We start from the raw sequence: 19,380 nt of genomic DNA, 5'->3' as shown, positions 1-19,380 counted from the left end.
CCGGTCTGCCCGCGACCGTTCCGAAGCATCCACCGGACCTGCACACCGGCCCGGTCATATTGCGTAACGCTTGGATGGCATACACGCCAGGGAGTCAACGATGAAGCACCTGACAACAACAGGGATCGACACCACTCGTCTTGGCGCAGCGCTGGCCGCGCTGTTGCTGCTCGCCGGCTGGCTGGGGCTGCCCACGGCCGTGGCCGCACGGCAGGCACCTGCCGCGACGGTCGAGACCGATCAGCCGGCCGACACGCTGGTGCCGCCGACCAGCGCCAGCGATTTCACCGCCGGGCAACTGGACAGCGTGATCGAAGGCAGCTGGCGCACGCCGGCCAATCGTGCGCGTGACGTGTATCGCCACCCCAAGGCGACCTTGCAGTTCTTCGGCGTACAACCGGATCAGACGGTGATCGATATCACTCCCGGTGGCGGCTGGTACAGCGAGATCCTGGCACCGCTGCTGCGCGACAACGGTCATTACATTGCCGCGGTGCAGGCGGCCAAGGGTGATGGCGAGGCGCGCCGCGACGACAGCGCCCTGCATCGCAAGTTTGCCGCCGACGCGGAGCACTACGGCAAGGCACGGATCGTCGAATTCGATCCGCAGGCGCCGGTGTTCGGCCCGCCCGGTTCGGCCGACCTGGTGCTGACCTTCCGCAACGTGCACAACTGGGTCGCCACCAGTAAGGATGGGGCCGGTACCGCGCCGGCGATGTTCAAGGCGTTCTTTGCCGTGTTGCGGCCCGGTGGCGTGCTGGGCGTGGTCGATCATCGCGCCGACGAGGGCTCGTCGCTGGCGGCGGTGAAACAGAGCGGCTACCTGCCCACCGCGTACGTCGTGAAGCTGGCCACCGATGCCGGCTTCACGCTGGACGAAAGCAGCGAGATCAATGCCAATCCGAAGGACACCAGGGATTATCCGAAAGGCGTATGGACCCTGCCGCCAACGCTGACGCTCGGTGACAAGGATCGCGAGAAATATCTGGCGATCGGCGAATCCGACCGCATGACCCTGCGCTTCGTCAAGCCGGAGGCGCCCGCCGTGGCGGCGTCGAGCCCGCCGGGGATGCAGGACATCAAGTAGCTCTTGATGTCCCTCGCCCCCTTCGCACCATGCTCATCGCACTGAACAAGCCATACGGCGTCCTGTGCCAGTTCACCGACGCGGGCGGTCGTCGCACGCTGGCCGAGTTCGTCCGGCAAAAAGACGTCTATGCGGCCGGACGGCTGGATCAGGACAGCGAGGGCCTGCTGCTGCTGACCGACGACGGCCCACTGGCCCATCGGCTGACCGACCCGCGCCACAAGCAGGCCAAGACCTACCTGGTGCAGGTCGACGGTGCGATCGACGAGGCGGCACTGCAGGCGTTGCGGCGGGGCGTGTCGCTGAATGATGGCCCGACCCTGCCGGCCGAGGCGGTGCTCGCCGCCGAACCGGACTGGTTGTGGCCGCGCGACCCGCCGGTGCGTTTTCGCAAGGCGATCCCCACCAGCTGGCTCAGCCTCAGCTTGCGCGAGGGGCGCAATCGCCAGGTCCGCCGCATGACCGCGGCAGTCGGCTTTCCCACCTTGAGGCTGATCCGCGTGCGCGTCGGCGAACATGCGCTGGACGGGCTGGCGCCCGGCCAGATCCGGGTGATCGCTGAATGACGGCAGCCGACCGGCGCACGTGCCGGTCGCCGCCCTAGGGGGTGCCCGCGGCGAGGGCCGGCAAGCCGAAGAACGCCTCGGCCGTGGTCGTGCTGTTCGCCGCGGTGAGCGCTGCCGGTTCGCCGCGGTCGCGGGCGATTTCCTCGCAGATGTGCTTCAGGTACATCGGCTCGTTGCGCCGGTGCGGCGGGTGCGGCCGCACCGTGCGTGGCAGCAGGTAGGGCGCATCGGTCTCGATCATCAGCCGGTTCGCGGGTATCTCGCGCACCAGTGTGCGCAGGTGGGTGCCGCGACGTTCGTCGCAGATCCAGCCGGTGATGCCGATGTGGCAGTCCAGCGCCAGGTAGTCGCGCAGTGCCTCGCCGGTATCGGTGAAGCAGTGCACCACGGCGGCCGGCAGCCGCTCGCGATAGCGCCGCAGCATGGCGATGAAGTCGGCATGCGCGTCGCGCTGGTGCAGGAAGACCGGTTTGCCCAGGTCCACCGCGATCTGCAGCTGCCGCTCGAACACCTGCAGCTGCACCTCGCGTGGTGAGTAGTTGCGGTTGTAGTCCAGCCCGGTCTCGCCGACGGCGCGGACGGCGGCATGTTGCGCCAGCGCGCGCAGCTCGGCGTCGGTGGCGTCGTCGTAGTCGATCGCATGGTGCGGGTGCACGCCGGCGGTGGCGAACAGCCGATCCGGGTGGGCCTCGGCCAGTGCCACCGCATGACGGCTGCCGTCGCGCGAGGCGCCGGTCACGAGCATGCGCGTGACGCCGTGCGCCAGCGCGCGCTGGAGCACGGCGTCGAGGTCGTGCTGGAACGATTCGTGGGTCAGGTTGGCGCCGATATCGAGTAACTGCATGGGTCTTCCGTATGCCGACCCGTCATTCTCGCAGACGCCGGCCGTGGCGGGCAGCCGGCGCATCGCCGCGGTCCCCGATGACCGGGTGTCGCGTTGCAGGGAGAAAGGCCCGCCATCGCGGGCGGGCCTCCTTCATGGCATGCGGCTCGGTCGCGCTCAGCGGCGGTGGCGAGCGTGACCCGGGCAGGACAGGTCCAGCACGAAGCCGTCGTGATCCGACACGCCGATGGCTTTGCGGATACCGGGATCGGCGGCCGCATCGTCCTGCGTCTGGTCGGGTGCGTCCAGGTTGCCGCGGCCGTACTCGAAGCCCCGGAAGCAGCGCTGCGCTTGGCGGTCGAGCAGGGCCTGGTCCAGCACCTGCGCCACCGGCACGTCGCGACCGGAGTCGAACGAGCCGGCGCGCTGGTAGCCCTGGATTTCTCCCAGCTGTTCGGTGAACAGGAACGAGTAGCGGTCGTTCGACGGCACCGATTGCACCGCGTTCCACAGCGCCGGCCGCACGATGTTGCCGCCCAGGTCGAGCTGGTTGGCGCTGTCGTCGTAGGTGCCGGCGATGGCGCCGACCACGTCGACCCAGCCGTCGGTGAACGGGTAGGCATTGAAGTCGCCCAGCACGACCAGCGGTTCGTAGGTCGACCTGGCGTCGGTCTGCAGTTTCTGCACGTCCTGTGCGATGTCCCTGGCCTGCTCGAAACGCTTCGCGCGGTTGCGCGGCGCGTCCGCGCCGCTGTCCACGCCGATGCGCGACTTCGGGTGCACCGCCATCAGGCGGAACGAGAAGCCGCGGCGATCCAGCATGGTGGCCTCCAGCAACAGCGGCGGGCGGTCATGCAGGTAGGTGGACTGGCCGGTGCCCGGATCCACCCAGGTCGCATCGCCGCCGAGCTGGGTCACCTGGTCCACCCGCACGCGGTCGGTGCGCACCAGGAAACCCACGTCGATGCCGCTGGGGTCGTGGCCGTCGACCAGGTGGGCGCTGTAGGTGATGTGGTAGTCCGCGGCCAGCTGGTCGGCCAGCTGCTGCAGTACCGGCAGGCTTTCCACTTCCTCGGCGGCCAGCACGTCGGGCAGTTTCAGCACGCCGCCGATGTAGGCGGACAGGCGTTGCAGCTTGAGCTTCAAATCGGCTTCGCCGGGCGTGCCGTGGTCGCCGCACTCGTACTGGCTGTTGCCGCCGTCCGTGTCGCACAGGCGCAGCATGTTGAGGCTGCCCAAGCGCAGCGCGTGCGGATCATGTGAGTCGTGCACCGGGCGCGGCATCGGATTGGCGTCGAGGATGCGCAGCCTGGTCGGCTGGAAGTCGTAGTCGCCGTAGCTGTAGCTCATCACGCCGTCGGCAATGAAGCGCGCGCCCGCATCGATGCCGGTGCCGGCGGGGACGGCGCCCAGCGCGTCCGCATCCATCTCGAACACCTCGGGGTTCCCGTCCCACACGCCGGAGTGGATGTCGGACGGCAAGGTGCCGAACGGGACGCCCTGCGAACGCAGCGAGCGGGTGCCGTCGGCGCTGACGAACACTTCGGCGAACGGGTCGTTGCCGTAGCGCTGGTTGGCCCGGTCGACGATACCGTCGAGCACCAGGATGCGCATGCCCTCGAAGCACTCGAAATTGGTCGTGCCGCAGGACAGGTGGGCGGGATCCGTGGACGGCACGTCGCGGCCGAAGATCACCGGGCGCGGCAAGCGGTGGCCGGAGCTGTCCACGCTTACCAGGGCATGGGTCAGTTCGGTCAGACCGTAGTACTCGGCGACCGTGGCGCGCACGTCGACCGCATCACCCACGGTCACCTGGGGGGCCGCGCCGGTGAACACGTACACGCCGTTCGAGGTCAGCCGGTTGTGGTCGTCGCGGCGGTCCGGCGTCTGCATGGTGAAGCCGCCGGGGCCGACACTGGTGACGATGTTGTTGCGCGTGATCACCGGCTGGCCCACGAATGGCGAAGCGGCGCCGTCGCCCTGGATCTGGAAGATCTCCGCCTCCGCCGCATCGTCGTTGAGGATGGCGCCGATGGCATCGCCGCGGGCGATATTCAGGCCGTTCGACGGCTCGCTCAGATGCACCGCGAAATCCTCGTCCGGCTCGACCCGGGTGTCGCCGTGCACGGTGACGGTGACCGTCTGCGCGGTGTCACCGGCGGCGAACGTCACCACCTGGTCCAGCGCGTCGTAGTCGCCGTCGGCCACGGTGGCGGCACCATCGGCGGTGGTGAAGCGCACCTGCACCCCGGCGGCCGGCGCCGGCTTGCTCAGGGTGAGCCTGAAACCGAGCGCGGTGGTGCCGCCGTCGCCCTCGGGCACCGCGGCGTCCGCCACCGACACGCTGAGGCCCACGTCGGAGCAGGTGCTGGCGCTGTTGTGCGGTACCGATGGAGCCTGCACGGTGAAATCGGCCGCGTTGTCGCCGCTGTCCTGCACGTTGCCCGCCGCGTCGCTGCGGCGTGCATAGGACTGGTCGGTATTGCTGGAACCGAGTGACGCCAGGCGCGTGCCCTCGCCATACGCCGAGCCGCTGCTCAGGCCGACCTGGTCGATCACGTTGCCGGAACCGTCGGCGATGGCCAGGCCGCCGGTATCGGTGACGCCGGTGTTGTAGCCCACGTCGCCGACGACACCGCCCGAGTAACCGCTGCTGGCGCGGTTGGTCAGCAGCAGGTAGCAACCCGGCGCAATCGATGTGCCCGAAGGCAGGGTGGCGCGGCTGCCGGTCGTCCCCGATGCGTTGGAGGCGAGCAGGGCATAGCCGCCCACATCGACGGGTGCGCCCGAACCGTTGTGCAATTCGACGAATTCGTCATTGCCGCCGGCCGGACCGCGCACGCGGAAATTGCTGATCGTGAGATCGGAGGCCAGCGCGGGCAGCGAGGCCGCAAAGAGACACAGCGCCATCCCCACGGCGCGACGAGTGCAAAGCATGACGAGACTCCCTTCGTTGGATGCAACGCCGGAACCTAGCAATCGCGCATGACAGCGTAATTGCATGTCAGTGATACCCGGCGCCGGCGCATGACTTTGCGAACAGGCCGGCAGTTTTGAACGGAACTTCGGCGTGAATCTCTCGTACGTACGCAATACAGGAAATATTCCTAGGCGATGTATCGCCTGTATCGCCGGCCAACCCGGCACAATGGAGGGCCATGCGGAACATGAACGGCATGCGGGCCAAGCTCCGGGGACATTCGCGTGTCGCCGGCCGGATGTGATAACTATGGCGCTCATCGTCTCGTGGAAGGGGCGCGATGACGCCGTTGGCACGTATCGAGCGGGGTGGAGGATGTCGGCAGCTATTGAGCCGGCGATTGGCGGGTCGGACGCGAACGGCAACGATCGCGAGGCGGAGGTATGTGCGTGGCTGGTGGCGCGCGGCCGTCTGAAGGACAGCGACCTGGGGCGCGCCCGTCGATTGCACGAGGAGTCCAGCGAAGGCACCCTGACCGCGCTGATGGCGCGGCTGGGCCTGGTGTCCGAGCGCGACCTCGCCGAAGCCTGGGCCGAGCTGCTGCAGGTGCCGTTGCTGTCCGCGCGCGATGCGCCGGAACTGCCGCCGGCCGACCTCGAACTGTCGCTGCGCTTTCTCAAGCAGCAGCACGTGGTGCCCGTGCTCGACGAGGTCGCCGGCCTTGCCCTGATCGTGGCCGATCCCGCCGATCCCTATCCCTTGCAGGCGGTGGAACTGGCGGCGGGGCGCCCGGTGGCCTTGCGCGTGGGTCTGCGTTCGGAAATCGACGGTCTGATCGAACGTTATTACGGCAGTGGTCGCTCGGCGATGGGCACGATCGTCGAGAACCTGGACGGCAGCGCGGCGGAAGAGGACGACGTCGAGCACCTGCGCGATCTCGCCTCCGAGGCCCCGGTCATCCGGCTGGTCAACCTGATCCTGCAGCGCGCGGTCGAACAGCGCGCCTCCGACGTGCACATCGAGCCGTTCGAGAACCGGCTGAAGGTGCGCTATCGCATCGACGGCGTGCTGCATGAAGTCGAAGCGCCGCCGTCCAGTTCCACCGCGGCGGTGATCTCGCGGGTGAAGATCATGGCCAAGCTCAACATCGCCGAGCGCCGGTTGCCGCAGGACGGCCGCATCCAGCTGCGCGTGCAGGGCAAGGAGCTGGACCTGCGCGTGTCCAGCGTGCCGACCAGCTTCGGCGAATCGGTGGTGATGCGTATCCTGGACCGCGAGTCGGTGGTGTTCGACTTCGAGTCGCTCGGCTTCACCGACAATTTCCAGCAGCGCTTCGTCGACGTGCTGGAAAAGCCGCACGGCATCCTGCTGGTGACCGGGCCGACCGGCTCGGGCAAGACCACCACGCTGTACACCGCGCTGTCGCAGATCAATACCCCCGACGTGAAGATCATCACGGTCGAGGATCCGGTCGAATACCAGCTCGAGGGCATCAACCAGATCCAGGTGAAGCCGCAGATCGGGCTGGATTTCTCCGGCGCGCTGCGCTCGATCATGCGCCAGGATCCGGATGTGATCATGATCGGCGAGATGCGCGACCTGGAAACCTGCCGCATCGCGATCCAGTCCGCGCTGACCGGTCACCTGGTGCTGTCCACGCTGCACACCAACAGCGCCGCCGGCGGCATCACGCGGCTGCTCGACATGGGCGTGGAGGATTACCTGCTCGGCTCCACCATCAACGGCATCCTGGCGCAGCGGCTGGTGCGCCGGCTCGATCCGGAAACCGCGATCCCGTACGAGGCGCTGCCCGAGGTGGTGGCGCAGTTCGAGCTGGAGAAATACACCGACGAGCGGCCGATCCGGTTGTGGAAGCCGGGCAGCAGTGCGGCCAATCCCACCGGCTACCGGGGGCGCCGCGCGATCCTGGAATTCCTGACCATGAGCGACCCGCTGCGGCGACTGGTGATGCAGCGCGCGGACGCCGGGGAAATCGAGAAGCAGGCCCGCGCCGAGGGCATGCGCACGATGTACGAAGACGGCATCGCCAAGGCCGTGGCCGGCGTGACCACGCTGGAGGAGGTGCTGCGTGTTACGCAGGAAGGCTGATCGGCACGCCGCCTCACGGCTGAGATGCGCGGGAATACCCTCTCCCCTGCGGGGAGAGGGCAGGGGTGAGGGGCGGGTGCTCGCGGGATTCGCGCCAACTGAAGCACTCGCTCGTGACGATTCCCCGCGAGCACCCGCCCCTCACCTCGATCCTCTCCCCTGGGGGGAGAGGAGGAACAGGCCCGTCCTTGCGTCGCGGCTGGCTGCAACCCGATGACCCAGTTCCGCTACAAGGCCGTCAGCGAAGCCGGCGAGACGCTGGAAGGCCAGATGGAGGCGGCCAGTGTCGAGGAAGTGATCGGCCGCCTGCAGGATCAGGGACACACCCCGCTGGAAGCGCAGCCGGCCGACGGTGCCGGCGGCGGCAGCGGCCTGGCCGCGCTGTTCAAGCGCGGGCCGTTCAACGGTGACCAGCTGGCCCAGTTCACCCATCAGCTGGCGACCCTGCTCGGTGCCGGCCAGCCGCTGGATCGCGCCCTCAGCATCCTGCTGGAGCTGCCCGAGGGCGAGAACGCAAAGAAACTGATCGAGCGCGTGCGCGACCGGGTGCGCGGCGGCAATACCCTGTCTTCGGCGCTGGACGAGGAGCACGGCGTGTTCCCCAAGCTGTATGTCAGCCTGGTGCGCGCCGGCGAGGCGGGCGGCTCGCTGGAGGAAACCCTGCGCCGGCTCGCCGATTACCTGGAGCGGGCGCAGGCCCTGCGCGGCAGCATCGTCAATGCGCTGATCTATCCGGCATTCCTGATGGTCGGCGTGCTCGGCTCGCTGATCCTGCTGCTGGCCTATGTGGTGCCGCAGTTCGTGCCGATCTTCGAGGACATGCAGGTACCGATCCCGTGGATCACCCAGGCGGTGCTGCTGCTCGGCAACACGCTGCAGTCGTGGTGGTGGCTGATCCTGCTGCTGCTCGGTGGCGGCCTGTTCGGCTGGCGCGCCCGGCTGCGCGATCCCGCGCTGCGGCTGGCCTGGCATACCCGACTGCTGCAGATGCGCCTGGTCGGCCCGCTGCTGCTGAAGGTGGAGACCGCGCGGATCGCGCGCACGCTCGGCACGCTGCTGAAGAATGGCGTGCCGCTGCTGAGCGCGCTGACCATCGCGCGCCAGGTCACCGCCAATCTGGCGCTGGACACGGCGCTGAGCACGGCGCACGAACAGGTCAAGGGCGGCTCCGGCCTGAGCCTGGCGCTGGGCCAGTCGAAACTGTTTCCGCGCCTGGCGATGCAGATGGTGCAGGTCGGCGAGGAAGCCGGTCAGCTCGACACCATGCTGCTGAAAGTCGCCGACACGTTTGAACTCGAGTCCAAGCGCGCGATCGATCGTCTGCTGGCCGCGCTGGTGCCGGCGCTGACCATCGTGATGACGGTGATGGTGGCGATCATCATGGCCGCGATCCTGCTGCCGCTGCTCAGCCTGACCAGCAACATTCAATAGACCCATGATTTTTCGCAAACCCGAGGTGATCCAGATGCAGTACAGGCAACCACGACGTATCGGCTCGAACGGCGGCTTCACCCTGCTGGAAATGCTCGCGGTGATCGTGCTGATCGGCATCATCGGCGCGGTGGTGGTGACCCAGGTCGGCAAGAACGTGGACAAGGGCAAGTACGGCGCGGGCAAGGCGCAACTGACCACGCTGAGCCAGAAGATCGAGAACTACGCGCTCGACAACGGCGCCCCGCCACAACAGCTGGAAGACCTGCTGGTGAAGCCGGCCAATGCGACGAACTGGCAGGGCCCGTATACCAAGTCATCCGGCCTGAAGGATCCCTGGGGTCACCCGTTCGGCTACCAGTATCCGGGTCAGCACGGCAGTTTCGACCTGATCTTCTATGGCCAGGACGGCAAGCCGGGCGGGGACGGTTACAGCAAGGACGTGGGGAACTGGCAGTAAGCATGAAAGCCGCGCGCGCCCATGGTTTCACCCTGCTGGAAATGCTGGCGGTGATCCTGTTGATCGGCATCGCCGCGGCGGCGGTCTCGATCTCGGTGTCGCAGGGCCTGGCCAGCGCGCGGGTGCGCGCGGCCAGCAGCGAGCTGGCGGGCGCCTTGCGGGCGACCCGGGCGCAGGCGATCGTGCGCGGACAGGAGCAGAGTTTCGACGTGGACACCCGTGCCAACAGCTATCGCAATGTAAAGCAGCGGGACGTGCGCCTGCCCAAGGGCCTGCGCGTGAGCATCACCAGCGCGAAAGAGGACCGGCCGAACGACCACACCGGGCGCATCCGCTTTTTCCCCGACGGCAGTTCCACCGGCGGGCGCATCACCTTGCAGAGAGGCAAGCGGCAATGGCATGTCAACGTGTCGTGGCTGACCGGTGAAGTGCGCGTGGTCGACACGGTGGCGGCGCGATGATCCGCTCCCGGCCGCAGCGGGGTTTCAGCCTGCTCGAGGTGATCGCCGCGATCATGCTGCTGGCGATCGCGTTCACCGCCTTGATGAAGGTGGCCGGGGCCTCGATCAGCCTGACCCACAACGCCGCCGAACACAGCGAGGCGGCGATGTGGGCGCGCAGCCTGCTCGACAGCGCGTTCGTGGGCGAGGTGGTCAGGCCGGGCAGCAGCTCGGGCCGGTTCGACCGGCGGTTTCGCTGGAAGCTCGACGTGACACCCTGGAACCAGGCCGGGACGACAACGCCGGATGCGCCGCTGCAGCTGTACCAGCTGGATCTGGACGTGCTGTGGGGGCCACCCGCACATCCCCGTTCGGCACACTTCCGCACGCTGCGACTCGGTGGCCCCTCCTTCGGTGCGGGTGGCCCCGGCAATGCGCAGGCCGGCCGATGAAACGCGCCGCCGGTTTTACCCTGCTGGAGGTGCTTGCTTCGCTGGTGTTGCTGGCGCTGCTGCTGGTCGGCGTGTATTCCGGCATCCGCACCGCCACCCACTCCGTGCGTTCGGGCACGGCCGTGATCGAGCGCCTCGATCAGGTGCGCTCGGCCCAGCAGTTCCTGCGGCGCGAGCTGGCGCAAAGCATGACCCAGCCGATCGGCACCACCGCGCAGGGCGAGCCGATCTACTTCGAGGGCTCGGCGCGGGAGATGCGCTACGTCGCGCCGCTGCCCGGCTACCTGGGCAAACTGGGGCCGCAGCTGCAGCAGTTGCAACTGGTCGACGATGGCCACGGCGAGTTGCGGCTGGAACTGAGTCTGGCCCTGCTGCCACCGGATGGACGGCCACTCCGGCCGCTGGGCGATCCGCAGGTGCTGCTCGACCACATTCATGGCGGCGGCTTCAATTATCGCGGCGTCGATGCCAGGGGGCAGGCGCTGCCGTGGTCCCAGGCGTGGCCCGAAGGGCCGTTGCTGCCGCTGCTGGTGAGCATCCGGCTGCAACCGGATGGCAACGTGGGCTGGCCGCAGCTGGATGTGCCGCTGCGGGCCAACCCGGCCAGTGCCAGCGTGCCGTCGGGTGCGCCGCGGATGGGCCTGAATCCCGGGGGGCTGCGATGAGGCGGCCACCGACACGGCGCGCCGGTCAGCGCGGCGTCGCCCTGCTGCTGGTGCTGTGGGCGTGCACGCTGCTGGCAATCCTGCTGGGCGGCTATGCCGCACTGGCGCGGACCGAGGGCCTGCAGGCGCGTTACCAGTTTGCCGAGACCCGGGCGCACTACGCGGCCGAGGCGGGCGTCATGCGCGCGTTCTACCAATTGCAGGATCCGCAGGTCCGCCGCCGCTGGGTCGGCGACGGGCGGGTCTATACCTTCCAGTACGACCACGCCACCATCAAGGTCTCGGCCATCAATGAGGGTGGCAAGGTGGATCTGAACACGGCCACGCCCGAGGTGCTGCTGGGCCTGTTCCGGCAGGTGGGAATGCCCGTGCCGAAGGCGAAATTGCTGGCAGCCAGCGTGATCGACTGGCGCAGCGCGCCGGATCCGACCAGCACGCCGGGCGAACGCGATGCCGCGTATCTGGCGGCAGGGCGTGATTACGGTCCGCGCCACGGTCCGTTTGCCAGCGTCGAGGAACTGCAGATGGTGCTTGGCATGACGCCGGCGATCTACCGGCAGGTGGCCCCGGTGGTCACGGTCTGGTCCGGCAACCAGACGCCGGATCCGAACAGCGCGCCACCGCTGGCGCTGGCGGCGATTCCGGGGATGACGCCGGAGCAGCAGCAGGCGATTCAGGCTGCACGGCTGAAAAACGCGAACGACCCGAGTCTGGCTCTCAACAATGGAACGACGCATAGTATCCAGTCCGAGGCTACGCTGGCCGACGGTACCAGCGCGATGGTGCGCGCCACGATTCGTGCGCAACCAGGTCAAGCCGGTGCACAGCCCTACGTGGTGTTGCGCTGGCAGGAGGGGAAGGCGGAATGAGTACGGCAACGCAGTCGCTGCGACCGCTGATGGATCGCCTGCGCCGTGCCTGGCGTGCTTCGCCGATGCCGGGATTCCTGGGCTGGTGGGGCGGCGAGCTGCGTGATCTGCTGCCGCGGCGCTGGCGCGGCTGGTTCGGCAGCGGAGCGGACTGGTATCTGCTGCAGCACATCGACGCGCAGTGGACGCTGCGCCGCAATGGCCACGGCGACCTGCTGGCGGATTGGGACGATGGCGTCGAAGCTGCCGCGGTCGAAGGGCATGCCCGACCGGACGCGCTGGTGGCCGCCTTGCAGAAGGTGGATCGCGAGGACCTGCGCCTGGCGCTGCTGCTGCCGGCCGCCGTGGTGTTGCGGCGAACGCTGGCGTTGCCCCGGGCGGCGCGCGACAACCTGCTGCAGGTGGCCGCGTTCGAGATCGATCGGCAGACGCCGTTCAATGTGGCGCAGGTGTATTACGCGGTGCGCGAGCTGGCCGAGCCGGCGACCGGCGGCCGCCTCAACGTCGAGTTGGTGGTGGTGACGCGTGTCACGCTCGATCCGCTGCTGGCCCGCCTGCGCGCGCAGGGCATTTCGGTGGATGCGGTGGATCTGGCCATGGCCGATGGACGGCTCGGGGTCAACCTGCTGCCGCCGGAGCAGGCGCCGCGCCGCAGTTATCCACGGCGGCGCCTGAATCTGCTGCTGGCCGGTGCGTGTGTGTTGCTGTTGGTGCTGGTGCTCGGCGAGTGGCTGCACAACCGGCAGGCAGCGTTGAGCCAGATGCGGAGCGAGGTCGAGAGCATGCGCGGCGAGGCGCAGCAGGTGGCCGCGTTGCGCCAGCAACTGCAGGACAACGCCGGTGCGGCGGGCTTCCTGGTCCAGCGCAAGAAGAACACCGTCAGCATGATCAGCCTGTGGCAGGAGGCCACCCTGCGCCTGCCGGACAGTGCGTGGCTGGAGCGCTTCAGCGTCGACAACACGGGTCAGATCGGTTTCCAGGGGCAAAGCCCGCAGGCGGCGAAATTGCTCGATGCGCTGAAGGACTCGCGGCTGATCACCGATGCCAGCTTCCAGGGCAGCATCCAGCCCGATCCGACTACCGGCAAGGAGCGTTTCTATCTGACCGCCCGCGTGCAGCAGCCGACCGCCGGCGGCTCGAAGCCCGCCGCGTCGACATCCACGAACCGGACTGGTGCGCCATGAGGACAGCCGCATTCAAGCCGCTCGCGCTGAAGCCACGGGACAGCCGGATCGCCGCCATCGTGTTGCTGCTGCTAGCCCTGCTGCTGGGCTATTTCGTGCTGCTGCACTGGTGGTTCGTGGCGCCGTTGCAGCAGATCGGCAGCGAGATGGCCGAGCTGCGCGATACCCAGAGCCGCTACGCCGCGGCGATCGCCGAGAAACCGGAATTGCAGAAACGCCTCGCCGCGCTTGGTGCGGGCCAGGCCGCCAGCAGCGCGTTTCTGGCGGCGGACGATCCGAACACCGCGGCGGCCGACCTGATGCAGCGGGTGGTCGATGTGGTTGGCAGCAGCACCACGGGTGGCCGTTGCCTGGTGAGTCAGAAGATGCCGCTGCCGAATCCGCCGGCCAGCCCCGGCGAGCCCTATCGCAAGGCCGCCGTCAGCATCAGCCTGAGTTGCGATGTCGAGCCGCTGGCGACCGTGTTGCTGGCGCTGGAACAGGGTACGCCGTACCTGTTCGTCGACGACCTCAGCATCTATCGCAATCCGGTGGCGGCGCAGCAGAGTCACGCGGCCCCGCTGGAAGTGCAGTTCACCCTGTCCGGCTACGTTCGTCCATCGCGTACCGCAGCCGCACCAGCGTTGCCCGATGACGCGGGGGTCGAGCCATGAACGCCGCCAACCAGCGTCAACTGACCCCGCTGCTGGCCGGCGTCGCCGTGCTGCTGGGCGCGCTGCTGCTGCTGTTGCTCAGCGGCATCGGCCGCGGCGTGCACTGGGAAAGGGCGCGGCCACTCGCACCGCTGCCACCGGCCGGCAATCGGGCCGACCTGCCGCAGCCGCAGCCGTTGCAGCAGTTCGCATTGATCTGGCAAAAGCCGCTGTTCACTCCCGATCGCAAACCGGTGGCCTATGCCGCCGACGGCGACAGCAACCTCGGCGATCTCGAACTGACCGGCATCATTCTCACTCCCGGCCTGCGCATGGCCCTGCTGCACAGCAAGAACGGCGACACCGAGGTACGCCTGCGCGAAGGCGAGTCGTTGCCGGACGGCAGCGTGACCCTGGTGGAGGTGCACCCGCGCTCGGCCCTGTTCGACTCCTCGGCGGGACGCACCGAACTGAAGCTGCCGGCCGGTGCGCCGATCGACGAACCGAAACCGGACCGCAGCGACGCGCAGAATCCGCGCAATGCGACGGTCGGCAATGCCATGATGCGCGTGCAGGCCGGTGGGGAGGGGGCACAGAAAATGGATGCGCGTCCCGGCGGACGCGAAGGCATGCGCTCGCTGCGGCAGCCGGCGCCCGCAAAGCAGGCGCCGCCAGACCGCCCCGCGGAATCGGCCATCGAACGGCTCCGCCAGAGCATCCAGAAACGTCGCGCTGCACATGCTGCTGCGGCCAACGAAGGAGTACGTTGATCCATGTGTCACTCGCTCACCCAGCACGTTCTGCGCACCGCCACGCTTGCCGTCGCCGTGTGGCTGACCGGTTGCGCCAGCCTGCCGAAGCCGCACGATGACGGCGCATTGCAGCGCGAGGCGATGGCCGGCACGCAGAATCCACCGCCCGCGCCGTTGCCGCTGAACAACGACATCAACAGTGGTCAGAGCGCCGTGACCGGATCGCAGATCAGCCGCGGCAGCGGTCGCTTCGTCCGGCCCGGGGCGTTGCGCACGCCACGCCCGGCGGCGACCGGCGCCGGCGCGGTGACCTTCAATTTCGAGAACCAGCCGGTGCAGGCGGTGGTCAAGGCGATCCTCGGCGACCTGCTCAAGCAGAACTACACGATCGTGCCGGGCGTGCAGGGCAATATCTCGTTCTCCACGTCCGAGCCGGTGGACGCCAGCCAGGCCCTGCCGATCCTGGAAACGCTGCTGTCGTGGACGCACAACGCGCTGGTCAAGCGCGCGGGCGGCTACGTGGTCATGCCGGAAAAGGATGCCGTGGCTGGCAACCTGGTGCCCAGCCTCGGTGCCAGCGCACCGGCCGGAGGGCTGCAGGCGCGGCTGTTTCCGCTGCGCTATATCTCCGCCAGCGAGATGCAGAAGCTGATCAAGCCGTTCGCGCGCAAGGATGCCGTGCTGCTGGTGGATCCGGCGCGCAACCTGCTGGTGATGTCCGGTACGCCCGAGGAGCTGGCCAATTACCAGAGCATGGTGCACACCTTCGACGTCGACTGGCTGCGTGGCATGTCGGTGGGCGTGTTCAACCTGCAGTACGCGAACGTCGGCGAGCTGATGCCCAAGCTGGACGGGATGTTCGGCGTGCACGGCGACACCCCGCTGGCCGGCATGCTGCGCTTCATCCCGATCGAGCGCACCAACGCGCTGGTGGTGATCAGCACCCAGCCCGAATACCTGCAGGAAGTCGGTGACTGGATCACCCGGATCGACCGCGGCGGCGGCAACGAGCCGCAACTGTTCGTCTACGACGTGCGCAACATCAAGGCCTCCGACCTGGCCAAATACCTGGCCCGGATCTATACCAACGGTGCCGGCGGCAGTAGCGGCGACAACGGCGGCCAGGTCGGGCCGGGCCTGAGCGGCGGTACCCTGGGCAGTGCCGACAACGCCAGCGCCAACAGCATGGGCAGCACCGCGGGCAGCTTCGGCAGCGCGGCCGGCGGGCTCAACGGTGCTTCCGGCAGTTCCGGCTTCGGCAGCAGCGGTGGTCAGCAAAGTCGCGACGGCAGCGGGCCGAGCGCGGCCGGCATGGGCGGCAGCGCCTCCGGCGTCGGTGGCGCCAGCCTGGCCAGCAACGCCAGTGGTGCGGCGGCCGACCAGCAGTTCAGTTCCAGCGACGGCAGCGTGAAGATCAGTTCGGTGGACAGCAACAACCAGCTGCTGGTGCGGGCGCGACCGTCGCAATGGGAGGAGATCAAGGCGGCGATCCGCAAGCTCGACAACGTGCCGCTGCAGGTGCAGATCGAGACCCGCATCCTCGAGGTCAACCTCACCGGCGAATTCAAGTTCGGCGTGCAGTGGTATCTGCAGGGGCTGGCCGGCAGCACCACCGACAGCAGCGGCAATATCGTGCCGGGCCATCCCGGCAACCCGCGCCAGATCGCGCTGGGTCAGGGCGGCAATACCTTCACCGGCCAGCCGTTCTTCTATTCGTTCCTCAACAACAACCTGCAGGTCGCGGTGAACGCGATGGAGACCAGCGGCAATACCAAGACGCTGTCGGCGCCCTCGATGGTGGTGATGAACAACCAGACCGCGCACATCCAGGTCGGCAACCAGATCCCGATCAACCAGACCAGCGTCAATACCGGGATCGGCACGGCCACCAGCTACAACCAGGTCAGCTACATCAATACCGGGGTGATCCTCAATGTGCAGCCGCGGATCAATCCCGGTGGCCTGGTCTACATGAACATCGGCCAGCAAGTCAGCCAGGTCGACAAGTCGGTGGCGCTGGTCAACGGCAATGCCACCATCTCGCAGCGTGAGCTGGCCACCGAGGTTGCCGTGCAGAGCGGCCAGACCGTGCTGCTCGGCGGCCTGATCCAGCAGGCCGAAGGGACCGCCGATACCGGCATCCCGGGACTGAACCGGATCCCGTGGCTGGGTCGCCTGTTCGGCAGCACCAGCCGCAGCCGCAACCGCACCGAGCTGATCGTGTTGATCACGCCGCGGGTGATCCGCGGCGGCGAGGATGCCAAACAGATCACCGACGAGTACCAGAGCAAGTTCGAATCGCTGGCACCGTTGCGGACGACCGGCAAGCCTGCGTCGGGGGTGTCTCCCGCTTCCCATTGACGCCGGGAGCACTGTGCCGGCGGCAGCCGCGCGAGGTGAGGCCAGGCGAAGGCCGTCCGCGGCAGCCGCTATCATCCTGCGGATGACCGCCGCCACGCCCGCCTTTCCGATCACCCCGCTGCTGCCGGAAATCCTCGCGTCACTGGCCGCGCATCCGCGGCTGGTGCTGGAGGCGCCGCCCGGGGCCGGCAAGACCACCCAGGTGCCGCTGGCCCTGCTCGATGCGCCGTGGCTGGCGGGACAGAAGATCGTGATGCTGGAGCCGCGCCGGATCGCGGCCCGCGCGGCCGCGCAGTTCATGGCACAACAGCTGGGCGAGGCGGTCGGCCAGACGGTCGGTTACCGCATCCGCTTCGAATCGAAGGTCGGTGCCGCGACCCGCGTCGAGGTGGTCACCGAAGGCATCCTGACCCGCTTGATCCAGGCCGACCCGGAGCTGGCCGGGATCGGCGCGATCGTGTTCGATGAATTCCACGAGCGTCACCTGGCTGGCGATCTCGGCGCCGTATTGGCGCTGGATGTGCAGGACACTTTGCGACCGGCACTGCGCCTGCTGCTGATGTCGGCCACGCTGGACGGCGAGCGCATCGCCCGATGGCTGCAGGCGCCGCGCATCTCCAGCCCCGGCCGCAGCTTCCCGGTGCGGATCGAGCACCCGCCGGCGCGGACACAGGAGAGCATCGAACATCAGCTTGCGCGCATTGCGCGCCAGGCGCTGGAGGAAAGCGAGGGTGACGTGCTGGCGTTCCTGCCCGGCCGGCGCGAGATCGCGCGCAGCCAGACGGTGTTGTCGCAGACCCTGCTACGCGACGATGTCGAGGTGCTGGCCCTGCACGGCGAACTCTCGCTGGCCGAACAGCAAGCCGCGCTGTCCCCGGCCGACGCAGGCACGCGACGCATCGTGCTGGCGACCAACGTGGCCGAGTCCAGCATCACCTTGCCCGGCATCCGCGTGGTGATCGACGCGGGGCTGGCGCGCGAGCCGCGGTTCGATCCGAATTCCGGCTTCACCCGGTTGGAGACCGTCGCCATTTCGCAGGCCTCGGCCGACCAGCGCGCCGGTCGCGCCGGCCGGGTGGCGGCAGGTACAGCGTATCGGCTGTGGCCGCAGAGCCGGCGGCTGGAGCCTTCGCGCACGGCCGAAATCGGCCAGGCCGAATTGTCCGCGCTGGCGCTGGAACTGGCGGCATGGGGTGTGGCGCCGGATCATGCGGCCGGCATGCGCTGGCTGGATCCGCCGCCGGCCGGTGCACTGGCGCAGGCGAGCGATTTGCTGGGCCGGCTGGGCGCGCTCGCCGCCGACGGGCGGATCACCGCGCTCGGTCGCCAGATGCTGGAGCTGGGCGCCAGCCCGCGGCTGGCTGCCGCCGCGCTGCGTGCCCCGACCGAACTGCGCGCGCTGATCGCCGACCTGCTGGCCTTGATGGAGGCGCGCTCGCCGCTGCGTGGCGGACAGGCGCGCAGCGATGATTTTCGCGTGCGGGTGGCCGCGCTGCATGCCTGGCGCGATCGTCGTGGCGTGCCGGTGCGCGGCGAGGTGGATACCGGTGCCCTGGTCGCGATCGAGCAGGCCAGCAAGGGCTGGCGCAGACGTCTGGACGTCCGCAGCGCCGCCAGCGGCATGCCGGACAGCCACAGCGTGGGCGAGCTGTTGCTGCATGCGTTTCCCGACCGCGTCGCCCGCCGTGACGACGGCAATCCGCTGCGATATACGCTGGCCAGTGGCCGCGGGGCACGCCTGCACGAGAACACCGCGCTGCACGGCGAGCCGTGGCTGGTCGCGCTGGACCTTCGCCACGAGGCGCGCGACAGCCTCATCCTGGCCGCGGCGCCGCTGGATCCGCGCGTACTCGAGCGCGACTATCCCGCGCAATTCGTCCGCGAACGCACCTTGCGCTGGAACGACGCACGCGGTGCACTCGAGGCATTCGACGAACAGCGCTTCGGCGCCATCGTGCTTGAGCGCCACAGCGTGCCGGTGCAGCCGCAGGATGCCTTGCCGGGTCTGCTCGCCGCGATACGCGCCAGGGGCATCGACGCGCTGCCGTGGAGTGGACCGGCGCGCCGATTGCGCACGCGCATGCTGGCGCTGCGGGCGTGGATGCCCGAGCTTGGCCTGGCGGACGTTTCCGATACGGCGCTGCTGGCTTCGCTGGATGACTGGCTGGCGCCCTGGCTGCACGGCAAGCATCGACTCGATGCGCTGGGCGCGGACGTGCTGTCGCAGGCCTTGATGGCGCTGTTCGACCACGCGCAGCGCCGCCTGCTGGACGAGCAGGCGCCGGAGACCGTGGTGGTGCCCAGCGGACAATCGCGGCGGCTCGAATACAGCGAAGGCGAACCGCCGGTACTGGCGGTCAAGTTGCAGGAGTTGTTCGGCCTGGCCGACACCCCGCGGGTCGGCGGCGGTCGCATTCCGGTCACCCTGCACCTGCTCTCGCCGGCGGGGCGACCGATCCAGGTGACGCAGGATCTGAAGGGGTTCTGGGAGCGCACCTATCCGCAGGTGAAGAAGGAGCTGAAGGGTCGGTATCCACGCCATCCTTGGCCGGACGACCCTTGGACCGCCACGCCGACCCATCGGGCGAAACCGCGCGAACGGCACTGAGCCTCCAGGAGGCAGGTTCGC

Annotated in this window: 16 protein-coding genes; 14 read left to right on the top strand and 2 right to left on the bottom strand. The window is 68.5% G+C overall.

From position 1 onward, the window contains the following. Positions 1 to 100: 100 nt before the first annotated feature. Both ACFPPA_RS16935 and ACFPPA_RS16930 read left to right on the top strand, forming a co-directional pair. Positions 101 to 1,087, top strand: coding sequence for a class I SAM-dependent methyltransferase (locus tag ACFPPA_RS16935; RefSeq protein ID WP_377322046.1), 987 nt, complete (start codon positions 101 to 103; stop codon positions 1,085 to 1,087). 29 nt (positions 1,088 to 1,116) lie between these two features. Continuing rightward, positions 1,117 to 1,653, top strand: coding sequence for a pseudouridine synthase (locus ACFPPA_RS16930; RefSeq protein WP_377322045.1), 537 nt, complete (start codon positions 1,117 to 1,119; stop codon positions 1,651 to 1,653). A gap of 34 nt (positions 1,654 to 1,687) precedes the next feature. Here the strand turns inward: ACFPPA_RS16930 and ACFPPA_RS16925 are convergent, their stop codons facing one another. Together ACFPPA_RS16925 and ACFPPA_RS16920 are read right to left on the bottom strand one after the other, a co-directional pair. After that, entirely contained in the window at positions 1,688 to 2,497 is an 810-nt protein-coding gene (locus ACFPPA_RS16925) for a TatD family hydrolase (RefSeq protein WP_377322043.1), read from the bottom strand. 156 nt (positions 2,498 to 2,653) lie between these two features. Beyond that, on the bottom strand, positions 2,654 to 5,413 hold the full coding sequence (locus ACFPPA_RS16920; protein WP_377322041.1) for a Calx-beta domain-containing protein: 2,760 nt from the start codon (positions 5,411 to 5,413) through the stop codon (positions 2,654 to 2,656). Between the two features lie 358 nt (positions 5,414 to 5,771). Between ACFPPA_RS16920 and gspE the strand changes: the two genes are divergently transcribed. The 12 genes from gspE to hrpB all read left to right on the top strand — a co-directional run bounded on the left by gspE (position 5,772) and on the right by hrpB (position 19,359). Then, on the top strand, positions 5,772 to 7,505 hold the full coding sequence (gene gspE / locus ACFPPA_RS16915) for a type II secretion system ATPase GspE (RefSeq protein WP_377322039.1): 1,734 nt from the start codon (positions 5,772 to 5,774) through the stop codon (positions 7,503 to 7,505). Positions 7,506 to 7,718: 213 nt separating this feature from the next. Beyond that, positions 7,719 to 8,936 carry a type II secretion system inner membrane protein GspF gene (gspF, locus tag ACFPPA_RS16910; protein ID WP_377322037.1) on the top strand — a complete coding sequence of 406 codons (1,218 nt, stop codon included), beginning with the start codon at positions 7,719 to 7,721 and terminating at the stop codon, positions 8,934 to 8,936. 34 nt (positions 8,937 to 8,970) lie between these two features. Continuing rightward, positions 8,971 to 9,396, top strand: a complete 426-nt coding sequence (gene gspG / locus ACFPPA_RS16905; RefSeq protein ID WP_377322242.1) for a type II secretion system major pseudopilin GspG — start codon at positions 8,971 to 8,973, stop codon at positions 9,394 to 9,396. Between the two features lie 2 nt (positions 9,397 to 9,398). Continuing rightward, on the top strand, positions 9,399 to 9,857 hold the full coding sequence (locus ACFPPA_RS16900; protein ID WP_377322036.1) for a GspH/FimT family pseudopilin: 459 nt from the start codon (positions 9,399 to 9,401) through the stop codon (positions 9,855 to 9,857). Next, entirely contained in the window at positions 9,854 to 10,288 is a 435-nt protein-coding gene (locus ACFPPA_RS16895) for a type IV pilus modification PilV family protein (protein ID WP_377322034.1), read from the top strand. The genes ACFPPA_RS16900 and ACFPPA_RS16895 overlap by 4 nt, the downstream gene beginning before the upstream one ends. Then, positions 10,285 to 10,953 (top strand): prepilin-type N-terminal cleavage/methylation domain-containing protein, encoded by a 669-nt coding sequence (locus ACFPPA_RS16890; protein WP_377322032.1) that lies wholly within the window; start codon positions 10,285 to 10,287, stop codon positions 10,951 to 10,953. Before ACFPPA_RS16895 ends, ACFPPA_RS16890 begins: the two co-directional genes overlap by 4 nt. Next, entirely contained in the window at positions 10,950 to 11,822 is an 873-nt protein-coding gene (locus ACFPPA_RS16885) for a type II secretion system minor pseudopilin (protein ID WP_377322030.1), read from the top strand. The genes ACFPPA_RS16890 and ACFPPA_RS16885 overlap by 4 nt, the downstream gene beginning before the upstream one ends. Continuing rightward, positions 11,819 to 13,006 carry a type II secretion system protein GspL gene (locus ACFPPA_RS16880; protein WP_377322028.1) on the top strand — a complete coding sequence of 396 codons (1,188 nt, stop codon included), beginning with the start codon at positions 11,819 to 11,821 and terminating at the stop codon, positions 13,004 to 13,006. The genes ACFPPA_RS16885 and ACFPPA_RS16880 overlap by 4 nt, the downstream gene beginning before the upstream one ends. Further along, positions 13,003 to 13,659 (top strand): type II secretion system protein GspM, encoded by a 657-nt coding sequence (gspM, locus tag ACFPPA_RS16875; protein WP_377322026.1) that lies wholly within the window; start codon positions 13,003 to 13,005, stop codon positions 13,657 to 13,659. Before ACFPPA_RS16880 ends, gspM begins: the two co-directional genes overlap by 4 nt. Further along, positions 13,656 to 14,408 carry a hypothetical protein gene (locus ACFPPA_RS16870; RefSeq protein WP_377322024.1) on the top strand — a complete coding sequence of 251 codons (753 nt, stop codon included), beginning with the start codon at positions 13,656 to 13,658 and terminating at the stop codon, positions 14,406 to 14,408. The genes gspM and ACFPPA_RS16870 overlap by 4 nt, the downstream gene beginning before the upstream one ends. A gap of 3 nt (positions 14,409 to 14,411) precedes the next feature. Next, entirely contained in the window at positions 14,412 to 16,751 is a 2,340-nt protein-coding gene (gene gspD / locus ACFPPA_RS16865; protein ID WP_377322023.1) for a type II secretion system secretin GspD, read from the top strand. Positions 16,752 to 16,833: 82 nt separating this feature from the next. After that, positions 16,834 to 19,359, top strand: a complete 2,526-nt coding sequence (hrpB, locus tag ACFPPA_RS16860; protein ID WP_377322021.1) for an ATP-dependent helicase HrpB — start codon at positions 16,834 to 16,836, stop codon at positions 19,357 to 19,359. Positions 19,360 to 19,380: the final 21 nt, after the last annotated feature.

It is taken from the genome of Rhodanobacter ginsengisoli, assembly GCF_042657065.1.
In the GTDB taxonomy this organism is placed as follows: Bacteria; Pseudomonadota; Gammaproteobacteria; order Xanthomonadales; family Rhodanobacteraceae; genus Rhodanobacter; species Rhodanobacter ginsengisoli.
This window is presented reverse-complemented; position numbering and strand designations above follow the sequence as displayed.